This window comes from Amycolatopsis pretoriensis, assembly GCF_900107925.1.
GTDB lineage: Bacteria > Actinomycetota > Actinomycetes > Mycobacteriales > Pseudonocardiaceae > Amycolatopsis > Amycolatopsis pretoriensis.
The window spans coordinates 1-18571 of the sequence record NZ_FNUJ01000008.1 but is presented as its reverse complement, the minus strand read 5'-3'; the positions used below and the strand labels follow the sequence as shown (position 1 = coordinate 18571).

The 18571-nt window shown below is 70.6% G+C and carries 13 protein-coding genes and 1 rRNA gene; 8 read left to right on the top strand and 6 right to left on the bottom strand.

The genetic code is table 11. The features are described from left to right. Window position 1 precedes the first annotated feature (1 nt). Window positions 2–1138, top strand: a complete 1137-nt coding sequence (locus tag BLV96_RS33475; RefSeq protein WP_086672509.1) for an acyl-CoA dehydrogenase family protein — start codon at window positions 2–4, stop codon at window positions 1136–1138. Between the two features lie 40 nt (window positions 1139–1178). Continuing rightward, window positions 1179–2129, top strand: coding sequence for an SDR family NAD(P)-dependent oxidoreductase (locus BLV96_RS33470; RefSeq protein ID WP_086672507.1), 951 nt, complete (start codon window positions 1179–1181; stop codon window positions 2127–2129). Here the strand turns inward: BLV96_RS33470 and BLV96_RS33465 are convergent. Next, entirely contained in the window at window positions 2126–3286 is a 1161-nt protein-coding gene (locus BLV96_RS33465) for an aminotransferase class V-fold PLP-dependent enzyme (RefSeq protein ID WP_086672505.1), read from the bottom strand. The two genes, BLV96_RS33470 and BLV96_RS33465, sit on opposite strands and share 4 nt — an antisense overlap. Before the next feature lie 46 nt (window positions 3287–3332). Between BLV96_RS33465 and BLV96_RS33460 the strand changes: the two genes are divergently transcribed. Beyond that, entirely contained in the window at window positions 3333–3965 is a 633-nt protein-coding gene (locus BLV96_RS33460; RefSeq protein ID WP_086672503.1) for a GntR family transcriptional regulator, read from the top strand. Then, window positions 3962–4720, top strand: a complete 759-nt coding sequence (locus tag BLV96_RS33455) for a metallophosphoesterase (RefSeq protein WP_086672501.1) — start codon at window positions 3962–3964, stop codon at window positions 4718–4720. Before BLV96_RS33460 ends, BLV96_RS33455 begins: the two co-directional genes overlap by 4 nt. Here BLV96_RS33455 and BLV96_RS33450 read toward each other — a convergent pair. Genes BLV96_RS33450 through BLV96_RS33430 form a run of 5 tightly spaced genes read right to left on the bottom strand, consistent with a single transcriptional unit; the run spans window position 4710 to window position 10750 of the window. Next, a complete protein-coding gene (locus BLV96_RS33450; RefSeq protein ID WP_086672499.1) occupies window positions 4710–6335 on the bottom strand; it encodes a CocE/NonD family hydrolase in 1626 nt (541 codons plus the stop codon). The two genes, BLV96_RS33455 and BLV96_RS33450, sit on opposite strands and share 11 nt — an antisense overlap. Before the next feature lie 50 nt (window positions 6336–6385). Next, a complete protein-coding gene (gene aspA, locus BLV96_RS33445; protein WP_086672497.1) occupies window positions 6386–7777 on the bottom strand; it encodes an aspartate ammonia-lyase in 1392 nt (463 codons plus the stop codon). Then, window positions 7774–8691 carry an asparaginase gene (locus BLV96_RS33440; RefSeq protein ID WP_086672495.1) on the bottom strand — a complete coding sequence of 306 codons (918 nt, stop codon included), beginning with the start codon at window positions 8689–8691 and terminating at the stop codon, window positions 7774–7776. Before BLV96_RS33440 ends, aspA begins: the two co-directional genes overlap by 4 nt. After that, window positions 8688–10106, bottom strand: coding sequence for an amino acid permease (locus tag BLV96_RS33435; RefSeq protein ID WP_091389860.1), 1419 nt, complete (start codon window positions 10104–10106; stop codon window positions 8688–8690). The genes BLV96_RS33440 and BLV96_RS33435 overlap by 4 nt, the downstream gene beginning before the upstream one ends. Beyond that, window positions 10103–10750 carry a FadR/GntR family transcriptional regulator gene (locus BLV96_RS33430; RefSeq protein WP_086685315.1) on the bottom strand — a complete coding sequence of 216 codons (648 nt, stop codon included), beginning with the start codon at window positions 10748–10750 and terminating at the stop codon, window positions 10103–10105. Before BLV96_RS33430 ends, BLV96_RS33435 begins: the two co-directional genes overlap by 4 nt. 629 nt (window positions 10751–11379) lie before the next feature. Between BLV96_RS33430 and dnaE the strand changes: the two genes are divergently transcribed. The 4 genes from dnaE to BLV96_RS33405 form a co-directional block, all read left to right on the top strand. Beyond that, complete coding sequence (gene dnaE, locus BLV96_RS33420; RefSeq protein WP_086681011.1) at window positions 11380–14964, top strand: DNA polymerase III subunit alpha; 3585 nt, start codon at window positions 11380–11382, stop codon at window positions 14962–14964. A gap of 70 nt (window positions 14965–15034) precedes the next feature. Then, on the top strand, window positions 15035–16516 hold the full coding sequence (locus BLV96_RS33415) for an MFS transporter (protein WP_086681012.1): 1482 nt from the start codon (window positions 15035–15037) through the stop codon (window positions 16514–16516). 419 nt (window positions 16517–16935) lie between these two features. After that, complete coding sequence (locus tag BLV96_RS33410; RefSeq protein WP_086681014.1) at window positions 16936–18129, top strand: low temperature requirement protein A; 1194 nt, start codon at window positions 16936–16938, stop codon at window positions 18127–18129. 351 nt (window positions 18130–18480) lie between these two features. Further along, window positions 18481–18571, top strand: a 16S ribosomal RNA gene (locus tag BLV96_RS33405); the annotation flags it as partial.

Below are 18571 nucleotides of genomic sequence, written 5' to 3'. Positions count from 1 at the left end.
CATGGACGCGGAGCTTTTCGGGCAGGTTCTCGACGCGGTGCGGGACTTCGTGCGCAAGGAGGTCGTGCCGCGCGAGGCGGAGATCGACGAGCGCGACGAGATCCCGGCCGAAATCCGGGACAAGGCCGCCGAGCTGGGGCTGTTCGGCTGGGCGCTGCCGGAGGAGTACGGCGGGCTCGGCCTCGGCATGGCCGAAGACGTCCGGCTCGCCATCGAGCTCGGCCACACGACCCCGGCGTTCCGGTCGCTGTTCGGCACCAACAACGGCATCGCCGGCCAGGCGATCGTGCACCACGGGACGCCGGACCAGCGCACCCGCTGGCTGCCCCGGCTGGCGGCCGGGCAGGCGATCGCGTCCTTCGCGCTCACCGAGGCCGAAGCCGGCTCCGACCCGGGCGGGCTGACCAGCCGCGCGGTCCGCGACGGCGACCGCTACCGGCTCTCGGGCACCAAGCGGTTCATCACCAACGCGCCGCTGGCCGAGGTCTTCGTCGCGTTCGCGCGCACGGACCCCGACAGCACCGGCAGCCGCGGCATTTCGGCGTTCCTCGTCCCCGCGGGGGCGGACGGCGTCACGGTCGGCCCGCACGACGCGAAGATGGGCCAGGCCGGCGCGTGGACGTCCGAGGTGGTCTTCGACGACGTCGAGCTGTCCGCCGACGCGCTGGTCGGCGAGGAGGGCAAGGGCTTCGGCATCGCGATGGCCTCGCTCGCCCGCGGCCGGCTGCACATCGCGGCCCTGTGCGTCGGCATGGCCGAACGCGCGCTCGCCGAAGCCGTCGAGTACGCGCGGACGGCGCGCCAGGGCGGCCGGGTGATCGGCGAGTACCAGCTCGTGCAGGCGCTGCTCGCGGAGTCGCACGCCGAGCTCGCGGCCGGGCGCGCGATGGTCCACGAGGCCGCCGCGAAGTACGACTCGGGCGAGGACCGCAAGCTCGGCCCGTCGTCGGCGAAGCTGTTCTGCACCGAGATGCTCGGCCGGGTCGCCGACCGCGCGGTCCAGGTGCACGGCGGGATGGGGTACGTCCGCGGCGTGACGGTCGAGCGGATCTACCGCGACGCGCGCCTGTTCCGCATCTACGAAGGCACCAGCGAAATCCAGAAGCTCGTCATCGCGCGGCAGCTGCTCAAGGACTGAACTTGCGCTGGAGTCCACTCCAGCTCTTACTGTCGGAGACATGACCACCGCACAGCACAAGATCGGCTCGGGCTTCGGCGCCACCAGCACGGCGTCCGAGGTACTGGCCGGCATCGACCTGACCGGCAAGCTCGCGATCGTCACCGGCGGCTACTCGGGCATCGGCCTGGAGACCACCCGGGCGCTGACCGCCGCGGGCGCGCACGTCGTCGTCCCGGCCCGCCGTCGCGCCACGGCGGAAGAAGCGTTGCGGGGCTGGGAGAACGTCGAGATCGACGAGCTGGACCTCGGCGACCTCGACAGCGTCCGGGCCTTCTCCGAGCGCTTCCTCGCTTCGGGCCGGGGGATCGACCTCTTCATCGGCAGCGCCGGGATCATGGCCTCGCCGGAGACACGCGTCGGGCCGGGCTGGGAAGCGCAGTTCGCGACGAACCACCTCGGCCACTTCGCGCTGGTGAACCGGCTCTGGCCGGCGTTCAACCCGGGCGCGCGCGTCGTGTCGGTGTCCTCGCGCGGCCACCACTTCGGCCCGGTCCGCTTCGACGACCTGAACTTCGAGCAGGGCTATGACAAGTGGCTCGCCTACGGCCAGGCGAAGACCGCGAACGTTCTCTTCGCCGTCCAGCTCGACAAGCTGGCGCAGGACCGCGGTGTCCGCGCGTTCGCGCTGCACCCGGGCCGGATCCTGACCGACCTGGTGCGCCATCTGGACCGCCAGGAGCTGATCGACTCGGGCATGGTCGACGAGAGCGGGAAGGCCACCGGGGCCGGTGCGAAGACGCCCGAGGAGGGCGCCGCGACGCAGATCTGGGCGGCGACGTCCCCGCAGCTCGACGGCCTCGGCGGCGTGTACCTCGAAGACTGCGACATCGCCGAGCCCGCGCCCGAAGACGGCGGCCGTGAAGGCGTCAAGGACTACGCGATCGACCCGGTGCTCGCCGAGCGCCTGTGGACGGTGTCGGCGGAGCTGACCGGCGTCAACGCCTTCTAGAGCTTGCTCACCAGCAGGTCGATTTCGTCTTCGGTGTTGTAGTAGTGCACCGAAGCCCGGACCATGTCCGGCAGGTCGCGCGCGGTGAAGTCGTACTGGGCCGACGTCCGCGAGGACACCGACGTGTTGATGCCCGCCTCGGCGAGCCGCGTCTTGATCTCCGTGGCCGGCGTGCCCTCGACGCTGAACGTGACGATGCCGCACTGCCGGGCGCCGACGTCGTGCACGCGCGCCCCGGCGTCGGTGAGGCGGCCGCGCAGTGTGGCCGCCAGGGCGGCGACGCGCTCTTCGATGGCGGGCAGGCCCCACTCGAGCGCGTAGTCGATCGCCGCGCCGAGGCCGAACACCGCCGCGAAGTCGCGCTCCCACACCTCGAAGCGCTTGGCGGTCGGGTCGACGACGTACTCCGTCGGCGACTCCCAGCTCGCCGAATGCAGGTCGAGCATCGTGGGCTCCAGCCGTTCCCGCAGCCGCGGGTGCACGTACAGGAACCCGGTGCCGCGCGGCCCGCGCAGGTACTTGCGGCCGGTCGTCGACAGCGCGTCGCACTTCAGGCGGGAGACGTCGAGGTCGACCTGGCCGGCGGACTGGCACGCGTCGAGCAGGAACGGGATGCCGGCGGCCTCGGCGACCGCGCCGATCTCCTCGGCCGGGTTGACCAGCCCGCCCTGGGTGGGCACGTGGCTGACGGCGATCAGCTTGACGTCGCCGTCGACGCGCCGCTTCAGGTCGTCGACGTCCAGCTGGCCCGTCTCGTCGTCGCCGACCACCTCGACGACCGCACCGGTGCGCTTGGCGACCTGCAGGTACGCGATGGCGTTGCTGGCGTACTCCGCGCGCGAGGTGAGGATCCGGTCGCCGGCCGTGAAGGGCAGCGCGTAGAAGACGGCCTGCCACGAGCGGGTCGCGTTGTCGGTGAGCGCGATGTCGTCGGGTTCGCCGCCGACGAGCCGCGCCGCCGACGCGTACACCGCGTCGAGCCGGTCGGCCGCCTCCGCGGCCGCTTCGTAGCCGCCGGTGAGCGCTTCGTGGCGCAGGTACTCGACGACGGTGTCGGTCACGACGGCCGGCGGGAGCGCCGAACCGGCGTTGTTGAAGTGGACCACTTCGGCGCAGCCGGGCGTGTCACGGCGGGCGCGGTCGACGTCGAAGGTCATGTGAACTGAATACAGTAGCTCTCTTCTGTATGCAATACTGCCCGCCATGGCTCGGACCCCGTTGCGCAGCGACCTCATCGAGGAGATCACCACCCGGGTGCTGGACGGGCGGCTCGCCGCCGGCGCCCGCGTCAACGAGGTGCACCTGGCCCGCGAGCTGGGCGTCAGCCGGACGCCGCTGCGGGAGGCGCTGATCGGGCTCGCCGACCGCGGCTTGCTCGTGTCCGCGCCGGGCCGGGGGTTCCTGGTGCCGCCGTTCGACCCGGACGAGGCCCGCCGCCTCTACCCCCTGGTCGCCGAGCTCGAAGCGCTGGCCCTGCGCTGGACGTCGCCGCTGGAGCTGGCCGGGCTGCCGGACGCGCTCGACGCCGTCGCCGACGAAATGGCCGCCGCGCTGGAGTCCGGCGCCGATCTGTCCGATGTGGACGAACGGTGGCACGCCCTGCTGCTGTCGCGCTGCCCCAACCCGCACCTGCTGCGGCTGATCGGGCAGACCAAGCCGCTGCTCAAGCGGTACGAATCGTGCTACTTCGGCGGAGCCGGCCGCGCCGGGGAGAGCATCGGCGAGCACCGCCGGATCGCCGCGGCGCTGCGTGACGGCGACCTGCCGACCGCGTCCGCGGTGCTCGTCCGCAACTGGGTGAAAGCGCTGGCGTACCTGGGGAAGGACGAAAGATGATCATCGCGCACCTGAGCGACCTGCACCTCGACGGCGACCCGCGGGCCGAAGACCGGGTCGCCGCCGTCATGGCTTACCTCGGCGGGCTCGCGAAGCCGATCGACGCGGTCGTGGTGACCGGCGACATCGCCGACCACGGCGCGGCGGCCGAGTACGCGCGCGCCGCCGAACTGCTGAAGCACCCGGCGCCGGTGCTCGTCTGCCCGGGCAACCACGACGTCCGTGCGGAGTTCCGCATGGGTTTGCTGGGCCTGCCCGCTTCGGACGAGCCGATCGACCACGCCGAGGAGGTCGACGGCGTCCTGTTCGCCATGTGCGACTCGACGATCCCCGGCCGCGGCGCGGGTTTCCTCGCCGACTCCAGCTTGGAATGGCTCGACGATACGCTTTCCGGCGGCGACGGCCCGGCGTTCGTCGCGTTCCACCACCCGCCGGTCGAGGTGGGGGTGGCGCTGGTCGACGCGATCCGCCAGTCCGGCGAAGACCGGCTGGCGGCGGTGCTGGGCCGGCACCCGCGCGTGAAGGCGCTGCTGGCCGGGCACGTGCACACGGGCGCGTCGACGACGTTCGCCGGCGTGCCGCTGCGCATCGCGCCCGGCGTCGTCTCGCAGTCCCTGCTGCCGATCGAGCCGGGCGCGGACCGAGGCTGGGACGAAGGCGGCCCGCTGGACTACGAGCGGCCGCCTTCGCTGCTGCTGCACGTCCTGCACGACGACGGCCGGGTGACCAGCCACCACCGCGTGGTCAGCCGCTGAACACCGGCAGCGTGAGCTTCGACGGCCGCGCCGTGTCGTGGAAGACCTCGAAGCGGTTCGGCTCTCCGCGCACCGCCGACGTGATCGGCTCGTCGGTCCCGTGGTTGCGCGCGAACCGCGGGAACGCCCCGCCCGCCACCTGGACGCGCAGCCGGTGGCCGCGGCGGAAGCGGTACGCCGTCGGGTCGAGGGTCACCTCCGCCGTCACCACGCCGTCCGCGTCCGCCTCGGGGAAGCCGGGGCGGAGCCGGACGATCCCGTCGGTGACGTTGCGGGACACGCCGTCCGCGTCGACGTCGCAGAGCCGCACGTAGACGTCCGCGTGAGGGAGTTCGGTGCGCACGTGCACCGTCGCCGTCACCTCGCCGATGACGTCCAGCTCCGCCGGCAGCGGTTCGCCGGTGAACACCAGCACGTCCGGCCGGGCTTCGACCTCCTGGTTGTCGCGCTGCTTCCACTCGCCGGTCAGCAGCGGCCCGCCGACCGCCGGCGTCGGGTCCGCCGGGTCGTAGGTGAACGTCGTCGGCCGCGCCTCGCCGGCCACGGTCTCGCCGAGCCCGCCGATCGGCCGCAGGTGCGACGCCGTCGCCGTCGAGGGCGGCGGCCACGACTCGAAGTCCAGCCAGGTGCCCGCGCCCTGCAGGAAGAGCCGGACCGGCGAGCGCTGCAGGTGCGTCCGGTCGCCGAGCAGGTGCGCGCGCAGGAACCCGAGCTGGTCGCGGATCATCGGGCCCATGCTCGCCGGCTCGCCGTGCGCCCACGGCCCGATCGTGATCCGCGGCGCCTTGCCCGCCTCGGCGAGGGTTCGGAAGTCACGCAGCTGGGAGCCGATGAACAGGTCGTACCAGCCGGTCACCATCGACACCGGAACGTCGAGCTTCGCGACTTCGGCGCTGTGGTCGGACATCGCCCAGTAGTCGTCTTCGGGGACGAAGTGCTCGGTGATGTCCTGGAGGAACTGCACCGGCTTCCCGATCGCGGCGACGTCGGCGCGGCTCAGCGGCAGGAACGACATCGCCTTGCGCGTCTTGCGCTTCTGCAGCGGGTTCGGCAGCGCGGCGAAGCGCTCTTCCTGCCGGCCGATCATCGCCGACCACGACACCATGTTGTCCGCCGCGAGCACGCCGCCCGGGTAGAACGTCGAGATGAACTCGGACGCCGTCACGCCGAGGCACATCGCGGCCAGCGGCGGGTCGAGGTACGGGCCGACCGCCCACTGCGTGTGGCCGAGGTAGCTGGCGCCGGCCATCGCGACGCCGCCGTCGCACCACGGCTGCGCGCGCAGCCACTCGGCGGTCGCGACGCCGTCCTCGCGCTCGAGGTGGAACGGCCGGAACTCCCCGCCCGAGCCGAACGAGCCGCGCGTGCTCTGGATGACCGTCTGCAGGCCGTGCCGGGCGAACGTGTCGCCGAAGAGCTTGGACAGGATGCCCTTGCGCCCGTACGGCGTGCGGATCAGCACCACCGGCGCCGACGTCGTCCCGGCCGGCGCGTACCGGTCGGCCAGCAGCGTGACGCCGTCGGGCATCGGCACGGTGAGGTCGCGCGTCACGACCGGCTGCGGTCCTTCGGCGCGGGGGAGTCCGAGCAGCTTGTCGACAAGTCGGTCCAGCACGGGCGCCCGCCTTCCGAAGTGGAGTAGAACCTTCCGGATCCGACCGTACCTCAGTTCGCGCGGGCGAGCGTTTCCGGACGCAGCAGCCTGGCCAGCTCCTCGGCGGGGATCAGGCCCTTTTCGACGACGAGCTCGGCGACGCCGCGCCCGGTGGCGAGGGCCTCCTTGGCGATCTCCGTCGCGGCCGCGTAGCCGATGCTCGGGTTGAGCGCGGTGACCAGCCCGATCGAGTTTTCGACGTAGGCGCGCAGCACGTCGACGTTCGCGGTGATCCCGGCGACGCACTTCGTCGCCAGCGTCCGGCAGGCCGCGCCGAGGTGCGTGATGCTCTCCGAGAGCGCGTGCAGGATGATCGGCTCGAACGCGTTGAGCTGCAGCTGCCCGGCTTCGGCGGCCATCGTCACGGTGACGTCGTTGCCGATCACCTCGAACGCGACCTGGTTCACCACTTCCGGGACCACCGGGTTGATCTTGCCGGGCATGATCGACGACCCGGCCTGCACCGGCGGCAGGTTGATCTCGTTCAGCCCGGCGCGCGGACCCGAGGACAGCAGCCGCAGGTCGTTGCAGCTCTTCGAGAGCTTGACGGCGATCCGCTTGAGCACGCCCGAAAGGTGCACGAACGCGCCGCAGTCCTGGGTCGCCTCGACCAGGTCGGCCGCGGTGACGACGGGCAGCCCGGTGATCTCGCGCAGGTGCCGGCACGCGGCTTCGGCGTAGCCCGGCGCGGCGTTGAGGCCGGTGCCGATCGCGGTCGCGCCGAGGTTGATCTCGTGCAGCAGCGCGACGGCCTCGTTCAGCCGCAGCCGGTCCTCGCCGAGCATCACCGCGTAGGTGCCGAACTCCTGGCCGAGCGTCATCGGGACCGCGTCCTGCAGCTGCGTGCGGCCCATCTTCAGGACGTCGTGGAACTCGACGGCCTTGGCGGCGAACGCCTTCTCCAGCACGACCATGGCTTCGGACAGCTCGCGCACGGCGAGGATCGTCGCGACGTTGACCGCGGTCGGGTAGGCGTCGTTCGTCGACTGTCCGAGGTTGACGTGCTCGTTCGGGTGCACGACGTGGTAGTCGCCCTTGGCGTGCCCGAGCAGTTCGAGGGCGCGGTTCGCGATCACCTCGTTGGCGTTCATGTTCGTCGACGTCCCGGCGCCGCCCTGGATGACGTCGACGACGAACTCGCCGTGCAGCGCGCCTTCGCGGATTTCCCGGCAGGCCTTCACTATGGCGTCCGCGATCCCGGGTTCCAGCAGACCCAGCTCGGCGTTGGCGCGGGCCGCGGCTTCCTTCACCGCGGCCAGCGCCTCGATCAGGTGCGGGTAGGCGGCGATGGTCGTGCCGGTGATGGGGAAGTTCTCGCGGGCGCGGGCGGTGTGCACGCCCCAGTAGGCGTCGGCGGGGACGTCCTTGTCGCCGAGCAGGTCGTGTTCGCGGCGGGTACTCATCGCTGGCTCTCCACAAGAAGCTTTCCGGTGACGCGCAGGTTGTCCGGTCCGGGCGGCACGTCGATGCCGCACACCTTCAGCGCCGCGGCGAGCACCGGGTACCGCGCCCGGTCACCGCCGTCGGAGATCTTGAATGCGATCGCCGTACCGTCCGGCAGCGCGGCGACCTGGACGGCCTCGAAGCCGTCCTTCGCGATCAGCCCGGGCACCGCGCGCATGACGGCGGTGACGTCCCGGCGGCTGCCGCCGACCAGCTCCGGGTGCCGGCGGATCCCGTCGGCGACCAGGTGTTCCGGCGTGCCGGGCGCGGCCGTGGCGATCTTCGAGACGGCGGTCGCGAGCCCGCGCAGCGTCGTCGCGAACAGGGGCGCGCCGCAGCCGTCGACCGCCACGCGCTCGATGCCGTGCCCGGTGAGGTCCTCGACGGTGGCGGCGATCGCGCGCTGCAGCGGGTGCGCCGGGGCGAGGTAGCCGTCGGTGGGCCAGCCGTTCAGGTCGCAGGTCGCGAGCATCGCCGCGTGCTTGCCGGCGCAGTTCTGCGCCAGCCGGCTCGGCGCCCGGCCCTCGGCGAGCCAGCGGTCCCGTTCGACCGGGTCGTACGGGTAGTCCGCGGGGTTGCCGAGCGCGTCGGGGGAGCGGCCGTCGAGCACGTCGAGCGCGGCGTCGAGGTGCATCGGCTCGCCGGAGTGACTGGCCGCCGCGATGGCGAACCCGGCGGGGGACAGGCGCAGCCCGAGCCGCGCCATCGCCGTGGCCTGCAGCGGCTTCGCCGTCGAGCGCGGGTACATCGCGGCGTCCGGGTCGCCCGCGGCGAACAACGTCGTGCCGTCCGGGGCGAGCACGATCGCGGAGCCGTGGTGCACGCCCTCGACCATGCCGTCGCGGACCAGCTCGACCAGGGGTTCGGTGATCACATGCCCTCCTCGTCGAACGCGCGCATGTCGATCCGCTTGCGGGCCGTGAACCAGCCCACGACCAGCGCGACGGCGATCGCGGGCAGCGCGAGCAGCGTGATCCGGCCGGTCTCGTCGAAGCCCATCAGCACGACGACGGCGGCGAGGAACACGAGCGTCGCGATCTCCGTGTACGGCGAGAACGGCAGCCGGAACGCCGGCCGCTCGAGGCCGTCGCGCTTGGCCTTCCGGACGAACAGCAGGTGACAGACGACGATGATCGCCCAGGTCGCCAGGATGCCGATCGCGGCGAAGTTGAGGACGATGTCGAAGGCTTCCTTCGGCACCAGGTAGTTGAGCCCGACGCCCAGCACGCAGACCGACGCGGTGAGCAGGATCCCGCCGTAGGGCACCTGGTTGCGGTTCATCACGCCGGTGAACTTCGGCGCCGAGCCCGCCTTGGCCATCGACCGCAGGATCCGGCCGGTCGAGTAGAGCCCGGAGTTCAGGCTGGACAGCGCCGCGGTGAGCACGACCAGGTTCATCACGCTGTCGGCCGCGGGCACGCCCAGGTGCGAGAGGACGGTGACGAACGGGCTCTGGTCCTTGGTGTAGGAGCTCCACGGCAGCAGCATCGCCAGCAGCACGACCGAGCCGACGTAGAAGACGAGGATCCGCCACATGATGGAGTTGATCGCCTTCGGCATGATCTTCTCCGGGTTTTCGGTCTCGCCCGCGGCGACGCCGACCAGCTCGACCGAGGCGTAGGCGAACACGACGCCCTGCACGATCAGCACCATCGGCAGCAGCCCCGTGGGGAAGATCCCGCCGTGCTCGGTGATCAGCTGCGGGCCGGGGACGCCGCCGTCGATCGGCGTCTGCGTCACCAGCAGGAAGATCCCGATCACCATGAACAGCACGAGCGCGGCGACCTTGACGATGGCGAACCAGAACTCCATCTCGCCGAACAGCTTCACCGAGACGAGGTTGAGCGTCAGGACCACGGCGAGGGCGATCAGCGCGAGCACCCACTGCGGGACCGGCGAGAAGAACGACCAGAAATGCGCGTAGAGCGCGATCGCCGTGATGTCGGCGATGCCGGTGGTCGACCAGTTGAGGAAGTGCATCCAGCCGGCGACGTACGCGCCTTTTTCGCCCATGAACTCGCGGGCGTAGGAGACGAAGGCGCCGCTGGAGGGCCGGTAGAGGATGAGCTCGCCGAGCGCGCGGACGACGAAGAAGGCGAAGAGGCCGCAGACGGCGTAGACGATGGCGAGCGCGGGCCCGGCCTGGGCGAGCCGCCCGCCGGCGCCGAGGAAGAGCCCGGTGCCGATCGCGCCGCCGATGGCGATCATGTTGACGTGCCGGGGCTTGAGGGCCTTGTTGTAGCCGGCGTCGCCCGCGTCCGCGGGGGCCGTGAGGGTTTGCTCGGTCACTGGTCCCCGTTCACGATGCTGGTGAGAGTGGCTTCGACGTGCGTGAGGTGCGCGGTCATGGCTTCGACGGCTCGTTCTTCTTCGCCGCTCGCGATGGCCGTGACGATCTCGCGGTGTTCGATGTTCGACTGCCGCCGCCGGTCGCCGAGCTGGTTGAGGAAGGCGGACTGGCGGGCCAGCGCGTCCCGGATCTCTTCGATCACCTTCCCGAAGACGGGGTTGCCCGAGGCCTGGGCGATGGTGATGTGGAAGAGCGAGTCGAGCGCGACCCAGGCGGTGTTGTCGGTCTCGGCGTCCATCCGGTCCAGGAGGTGGCCGAGCAGGTCGAGGTCGTCCTGGCTGCGACGGGCGGCGGCATAGCCGGCGACGGGGATCTCGACGTGCCGGCGCACCTCGATGAGGTCACGGGCGGAGTAGGGCCCGAAGGTGGGGTTGTCGGCCGGGCCGGTCGCGGTGACGAAGGTGCCCTTGCCGGTCTTGGACTCGGTCATCCCGAGGGCCTGCAGGCCGCGGAGGGCTTCCCGGATGACCGACCGGCTGACCTCGAATTCCCTGCTCAGGGCCGCTTCGGAGGGCAGCTTGGCGCCGACGGGGTAGTCACCGCGCTCGATGAGCTGCCGCAGGTGCGCCAGGACGGCTTCCATGGCGCTGACCCGCCGGGGACCACCTTGTCCGGCTGTCTGGCTGTCAGACAGGTTCATGGGAGGGATGCTCGGCGGCGGAGGAGCGGCTGTCAACGCGAGCGAGGGCGGCTGTGGCTCACCTCACCGGGCCTCTTGCCCCACCAGCCCGCCGCCCGCCCGCGCCGCCCGCACGCGCCGCCCGCCCGCGCCGCCAGACTGCGCCGCCCCGCCCGACTGCGCCGCCGGCTCGCGCCGCCCCGCCCGGCTGCGTCGCCCCGCCCCGCCACGTCAGCCGAGTCCCCGCCACCAAGCCTCCACCGCCCGCCGAGCCCGCTCGGCAGCGCGACCTCCAAGACCCGCCAACCCAACCCGGCCGGATGGCATGAACGACTCGTTCATGCCATCCGAAGCCATGAACGAGTCGTTCATGCCGTCCGCCGCCGCCCGTGATCGGCCGGTCGCGTCCGGTGCCCGCCCGCCGCACCGTGATCACCATCGCCCGGAAAGGGGGGCGCGTCGCAGCGGCGGAACACCGCCCGCGAGGAGCAGAATCGACGGCGGCGAGCACGTTCGAGGACTGTCGGTGCCACGGGTTAGGGTGAGGGACCCGGGCGCAGCCGGTCCCATTCACCTAGGGGAGGTTTTCGCTGGTGTCGAACGATTCCTTCGTCCACCTGCACGTCCACACCGAGTACTCGATGCTCGACGGTGCGGCGAAGATCGCTCCTCTCTTCGCGGAGGCGGCGCGGCTCGGCATGCCCGCGGTCGGCATGACCGACCACGGCAACATGTACGGCGGCGACGAGTTCTACCAGCAGTCGAAGAAGCACGGCCTCAAGCCGATCATCGGCATCGAGGCCTACATCGCGCCGGAGAGCCGCTTCCACAAGAAGCCCGTCTTCTGGGGACAGTCGAACCAGCGCGGGTCCGACGAGCTGGGCGAGGGCGGCGACGTCTCGGGCGCCGGCGCGTACACCCACATGACGATGCTCGCGCAGAACGCCACCGGCCTGCGGAACCTCTTCAAGCTGTCCTCGCTGGCCAGCATGCAGGGCTACTACCGCAAGCCCCGGATGGACCGCGAGCTCATCTCCGAGAACCACGACGGGATCATCGCCACCACCGGCTGCCCGTCCGGCGAGGTGCAGACCCGGCTGCGGCTGGGCCAGAAGGAAGCGGCGATCCAGGCCGCGTCCGACTACAAGGACATCTTCGGCGCCGACAACTTCTTCCTCGAGCTGATGGACCACGGCTTGCCCATCGAGCGGTCGGTCCGCGAGGGCCTGCTCGAGGTCGGCCGGCTGCTCGACCTCAAGCCCCTGGCGACGAACGACTCGCACTACGTCACCAAGGACCAGGCCGACACGCACTCGGCGCTGCTGTGCGTCCAGGCCGGCAAGACCCTCAACGACCCGACCCGGTTCAAGTTCGACGGCGACGGCTACTACCTCAAGTCCGCTGCCGAGATGCGCGAGTACTGGGACAAGGAGGTCCCGGGCGCGGCGGACACGACGCTGATGATCGCCGAGCGCATCGAGTCGTACGAAGACGTCTACGCGCACAAGGACCGGCTGCCGTTCTTCGAGGTGCCGGAGGGCTACGACCAGGGCGGCTGGCTGCGCGAAGAGGTCGCGAAGGGCCTGGCGTGGCGCTTCCCGGGCGGCCCGCCGGAGGGCTACCCCGAGCGGATCGAGAAGGAGCTCGACGTCATCATCGGGAAGGGCTTCCCGGCCTACTTCCTGATCGTCGCCGACCTCATCAGCTACGCCCGCCGCGTCGGCATCCGGGTCGGCCCGGGCCGTGGTTCGGCCGCCGGCTCGCTCGTCGCGTACGTCCTCGGCATCACGAACCTGGACCCGATCCCGCAGAAGCTGCTGTTCGAGCGGTTCCTGAACCCCGAGCGCGTCTCGATGCCCGATATCGACATCGACTTCGACGACCGCCGGCGCGGCGAGATGATCCGGTACGCGACCGACAAGTACGGCTCGGACAAGGTCGCCCAGGTCATCACCTTCGGCACCATTAAGACCAAGGCCGCGATCAAGGACTCCGCGCGCGTCCACTTCGGCCAGCCCGGGTACGCGATCGCCGACAAGATCTCGAAGGCGCTGCCCCCGCCGATCATGGCGAAGGACATCCCGCTCTCGGGCATCGTCGACAACAAGCACGAGCGCTACGGCGAGGCCGCCGAGGTCCGCGCGCTGGTCGAGACCGACGACGAGTGCAAGACGATCTTCGAGACCGCCCGCGGTCTCGAAGGCCTGATCCGCAACGCGGGCGTGCACGCCTGCGCGGTCATCATGTCGTGCGACCCGCTGACCGACGCGATCCCGCTCTGGCAGCGTGACGACGGCTCGATCATCACCGGCTGGGACTACCCGTCGTGCGAGGCCATCGGCCTGCTGAAGATGGACTTCCTGGGCCTGCGCAACCTCACGGTCATCGGCGACGCGATCGACAACATCAAGGCCAACCGCGGGATCGACATCGACCTCGACACGCTGGGTGTCGAGGACCCGGAGACCTACAAGCTGCTCGCCCGCGGCGACACGCTCGGCGTGTTCCAGCTGGACGGCGGGCCCATGCGCGACCTGCTGCGCCGCATGGAGCCCACGGTGTTCGACGACATCGTCGCGGTCGGCGCGCTGTACCGCCCCGGCCCGATGGGCATGAACGCGCACAACGACTACGCGGACCGGAAGAACAACCGGCAGAAGGTCAAGCCGATCCACCCGGAGCTCGACGAGCCGCTGCGCGAGATCCTGGCCGACACCTACGGCCTGATCGTGTACCAAGAGCAGATCATGCACATCGGCCAGAAGGTGGCCGGGTACACGATGGGTCGCGCGGACGTGCTCCGCCGCGCGATGGGCAAGAAGAAGAAGGAAGTCCTCGACCTCGAGTACGAGGGCTTCGAAGCCGGGATGAAGGCCAGTGACCTGGTCCCGGGCGGGTTCTCCGCCGAGGCCGTCAAGGCGCTCTGGGACACGATCCTCCCGTTCGCCGGCTACGCGTTCAACAAGAGCCACGCGGCCGCGTACGGCCTGGTCTCCTACTGGACGGCGTACCTCAAGGCGAACTTCACGGCCGAGTACATGGCGGCCCTGCTGACGTCGGTCGGCGACAACAAGGACAAGTCGGCGGTCTACCTGTCCGAGTGCCGCCGCCTCGGCATCAAGGTGCTCCCGCCGGACGTCAACGAGTCGGCCCTGCGGTTCGCGGCCGTCGGGGACGACATCCGCTTCGGCATGGGTGCCGTCCGCAACGTCGGCGCGAACGTCGTCGAGTCGATCATCAAGACCCGCGCGGAGAAGGGGAAGTACGCCTCCTTCACCGACTTCCTCGACAAGTCTGAGCTCGTGGCCTGCAACAAGCGGGTCATCGAGTCGCTGATCAAGGCGGGCGGGTTCGACTCGCTCGGCCACACGCGGCTGTCGATGATCCAGGTCCACGAAGACGCGGTGGAAGCCGTCGTCCCGCTCAAGCGCCAAGAGGCGATGGGCCAGTTCGACCTCTTCGGCTTCGGCGGCGACGAGGGCGAGGCGGCCCCGTCGTCCTCGCCGCTGGCGCACCTGAAGTTCGGCGAGGAGGAGTACCCGCGCAAGCAGCTGCTCGCCTACGAGCGCGAGATGCTCGGCCTGTACGTCTCGGCCCACCCGCTGGACGGCGCCGAGCGGATCCTGCGCAAGCACGCCCCGAAACCGATCGCCGGCATCCTCGCCGACCCGCCCAAGGAAGGCGAGATCGTCATCTCCGGGCTGATCACGTCGCTGGAGCGGCGGGTCAACAAGAAGGGCGAGCCCTGGGCGATCTGCACGGTCGAGGACATGGACGCCTCGCTCGAGGTGCTCTTCTTCCCGAAGTCGTACGCGCTCTTCGCGAGTGAGCTGATCGAAGACAACGCCGTGCTGGTCAAGGGCCGGGTCAACTGGCGCGAAGACAAGATGTCGGTCTTCGGCGGCGGCCTCGCGACGCTCGACCTGTCCGAGGTCGGCACCGGCAACGGCGACGACGAACCCCCGCTGGTCCTGCTGGCCGCGGCGGAGAAGATCGACCAGTCGGTGGTCAGCGAGCTGCGGTCCACGCTGCTCGCCCACAAGGGCGAAACCCCGGTGCACCTCAAGCTGGTGGGCCGGAACCAGACGGTCTTCGCGCTCTACGACTACCCGGTCAAGGTCAGCTCCATGCTGATCGGCGAGCTGAAGGGCATCCGCGGCATCACCGCGAGCACTTAATACGGCACGAAACGGGCGGGACCGCGGCGACAGCGCGCGCGGATCCCGCCCTTCGTGTTTGCTGGGCAGGATGACTTACGAACCCGACCCCCGCCGCTGGAAAGCGCTCGCCGTCTCGCTGACGGCCGGGTTCATGGGCCTGCTCGACGTCAGCATCGTCAACGTCGCGCTCCCGTCGATGCAGTCGGGGCTGCACGCGACCAGCGGCGGCATCCGCTGGGTCGTCTCCGGCTACGCGCTGGCGTTCGGCCTGGTCCTGGTCACCGGCGGCCGGCTCGGCGACGCGTTCGGCCGCCGGAACATGTTCCTCGGTGCCCTCGCCGCGTTCGTCATCACGAGCGCGCTGGCCGGCGCGGCCCCGAACGAGACGACGCTGGTGATCGCGCGGCTGGCGCAAGGTGTCGCGGCGGGCATGCTCACCCCGCAGAACACCGGCCTGATCCAGGACCTCTTCCGCGGCGCCGAGCGCGGCCGCGCGTTCGGGATGTTCGGCGCGGTCGTCGGGATCTCGACGGCGGTCGGCCCGATCCTCGGCGGCGCGATCCTCGCCGTGTTCGGCGCCGAGGACGGCTGGCGCTGGGTGTTCTACGTCAACGTCCCGATCGGCGTCCTCGCGTTCGCGCTGGCCCTGCGGCTGCTGCCGCGCAGCGAGAAGAAGCGGATCAAGGTCCGGTCGGAAATCGACTTCGTCGGCATCGCGCTGCTCGCGGTCGCCGTCCTCAGCGTGCTGCTGCCGGTCATCGACTCCGACAGCGGCGGCTTCGCGCAGCTGTGGTGGCTCTTCCTCGTCGCCGCGGTGTTCGGGTTCGCGTTCGTGCGCTGGGAGCGGCGGGTGGTGCGGCACGGCCGGTCGCCGCTGCTGGACACCCGGCTGTTCACCGGCACGCCGGGCTACGCCGCCGGGGCGTCGGTCGGCGCGCTCTACTTCTGCGGGTTCGCCGGCATCTGGCTGGTCTTCGCGATGTACTTCCAGCAGGGCCTGCACTACACACCGCTGCAGTCGGGCCTGTCGGTGACGCCGTTCGCGATCGGCTCGGCGGTGTCCGCGGCCGTCGCCGGGCGGCTCGTGCCGACGTACGGCCGGCGGCTGACCGTCACCGGCCTGGCCATGGTCGCGCTGGGCCTGCTGGCGGTGGCGCTGCTCGCCGAGGTCGTCCCGCCGTCGGCTTCGGGGTGGGCGTTCGCACTGCCGCTGGTGTTCGCCGGGGTGGGCGGCGGCATGGTGATCTCGCCGAACACGACGTTGACGCTCGAGTGCGTGCCGGTCCGGATGGCGGGGGTCGCCGGCGGCGCGCTGCAGACCGGGCAGCGGATCGGCACGGCCATCGGCACCGCCGTGCTCGCGTCGGTGTTCGGCGCGGTCGTCGGCACGGCGACGGACTACCCGCTCGCGCTCACCGTCGCGCTGTGCTGCGCGGCCGGTCTGACGTGCGCCGCGCTGGCCCTCGCGATCGCCGAACTGCGGGCGCGGCGCCACCGTGCGCAGACTTCCGACCGCGACAGCGACGACCGGCGGTCCGAGACGTCCGCCGCGGACGTCCAACGGGGCTAGGACACTACTTTCCGCAGATTCGCGATGCTCCAAACGAGTGACGAGCACGGAAAGACACTGGTGCTACGCAGAGCAACCGGGTAGATCTTATGGAGCCTTCACTGCGCGGCTTCGGCTACCGACAGTGGCAATCGGTCGGCCACCCGGGGATGGGGTGACCGGCCCGAGCGATCGAGGCGTCCGGAGTTCGAGGGAATGGACACACTCGGTCACCTTCCGTCCAGTGAGTGTCGGCGTCCGCGGGGGACCGTCCGGCAGTCGCGGAAGGGATGCCCATCGGCAGCCGCCGGCGCGTGACGGCAGCGGGCGGGCCCGGGTGAGGGGGAACCGGGCCCGCCCGTTCTTCGTGTCGTGCTTCCACCGCGCTCGTGATCATGTTGGGATGACCGCGTCCGACAGGCACGAGACCGGGAGCTTCGATGACCCAGCAGCCGTCGCGGCCGGAGAGCCGGCTCCGGGTGTGGTACCGGCCGATGCGCTCGCGCGACAGCGGTGAGCACCACCGCGTCGCGACCCCCTTGGAACTGCTGTTCGACCTCTGCTTCGTGGTCGCCGTCGGCCAGGCCGGGGCGTCGCTGCACCACGCGCTGGCCGAGGGCCACGCCGCGCACGGCGTCTCGTCGTTCGCCATGGTGTTCTTCGCGATCTGGTGGGGCTGGCTGAACTTCAGCTGGTTCGCCTCGGCGTTCGACACCGACGACGTCCCGTACCGGCTGGCCACGCTCGTGCAGATCGCCGGCGGGCTGACCGTCGCGGCGGCGGTGTCGAGCGCGTTCGAGGGCGACTTCCGGCTGATGGTCGTCGGCTACGTGCTGATGCGGCTGGCGATGGTGTTCCAGTGGCTGCGGGCCGCGCGGTCGGACCCGCGGTGCCGGCCCACGGCGCTGCGCTACGCCGCCGGGATCTCGGTGGTCCAGGTGCTGTGGGTTTCGTACCAGTGGCTGCCGCAGGGGGTGCGGGTTGTCGCCTTCGTCGTGTTCGCGGTGCTGGAGATGGCCGTGCCGATCTGGGCGGAGCGCCGGCACGGGACCACGTGGCACCCGCACCACATCGCCGAGCGGTACGGCCTGTTCACCCTGATCGTCCTCGGCGAAGTGATCCTCGGTGCGACGAACGCGATCAAGGAGGGCGCCGCGGAGCCGGGGCACACCGGCGCGCTCGTCTCGCTGGCCGCGGCCGGGCTGGTGCTCGTGTTCTCCATGTGGTGGCTGTACTTCGACCGCCCGGGGCACGCGCGGCTCGTCCGCCGGCCGACGATGTTCACGTCGATGAGCTGGGGCTACGGCCACTACCTGATCTTCGCCTCCATCGCGGCGGTCGGGGCGGGGCTCGAAGTGGCGGTCGCGTACGACACGGGGACGCTGCACCTCGGCGGGGTGGCCGCCGCGTTGCCGACCACGATCCCGGTCGCGGTCTTCCTGCTGAGCGTGTGGCTGCTGCACATCGGGCCGACCAACGAGTGCCGGCCGATCGCCATCGGCTTCCCGGTGACGGCGGTGCTCGTCCTGGCGGCTTCGTTCACGCCGGCGCCCATCCACGTCGCCGCGGTGCTGACGGCCGCGCTCGTCGCGCTGACGGTCGTCGCGACCCACGGGGAGCCCCAGCCGGCTTGATCGTCGATCGGTGCAGGTCAGCGGCCTGGCGCGATAAAAGGGACCCCCCTGTGCAAGGGGGTTTCGGGGGCATGTAAAGTTCTCCAAGTCGCCAGGGAAACCGGGTGGCCGCCGGGAACACGAACCAAGCTCCCACGATCGTGGTAGAGTGGGTGGTCCCGAACCAGGGTGGTATCCCTGGAACAAAGCTTGAAACAAAAGCCGAAGACCAAGGCGCTTCGCGGCGCGGCGGTCCGAAGTGTGTTGCTTGAGAACTCAACAGTGTGCTAGTGAACTAAGCCAGTAGAGCTTAAATATAACCTCGTATGAGGTTCCTTTGAGAGCATTAACATTGCCTCGATTAAACTTTCATTGTTGGAGAGTTTGATCCTGGCTCAGGACGAACGCTGGCGGCGTGCTTAACACATGCAAGTCGAACGCTGAACCACTTTCGGGTGGGGAT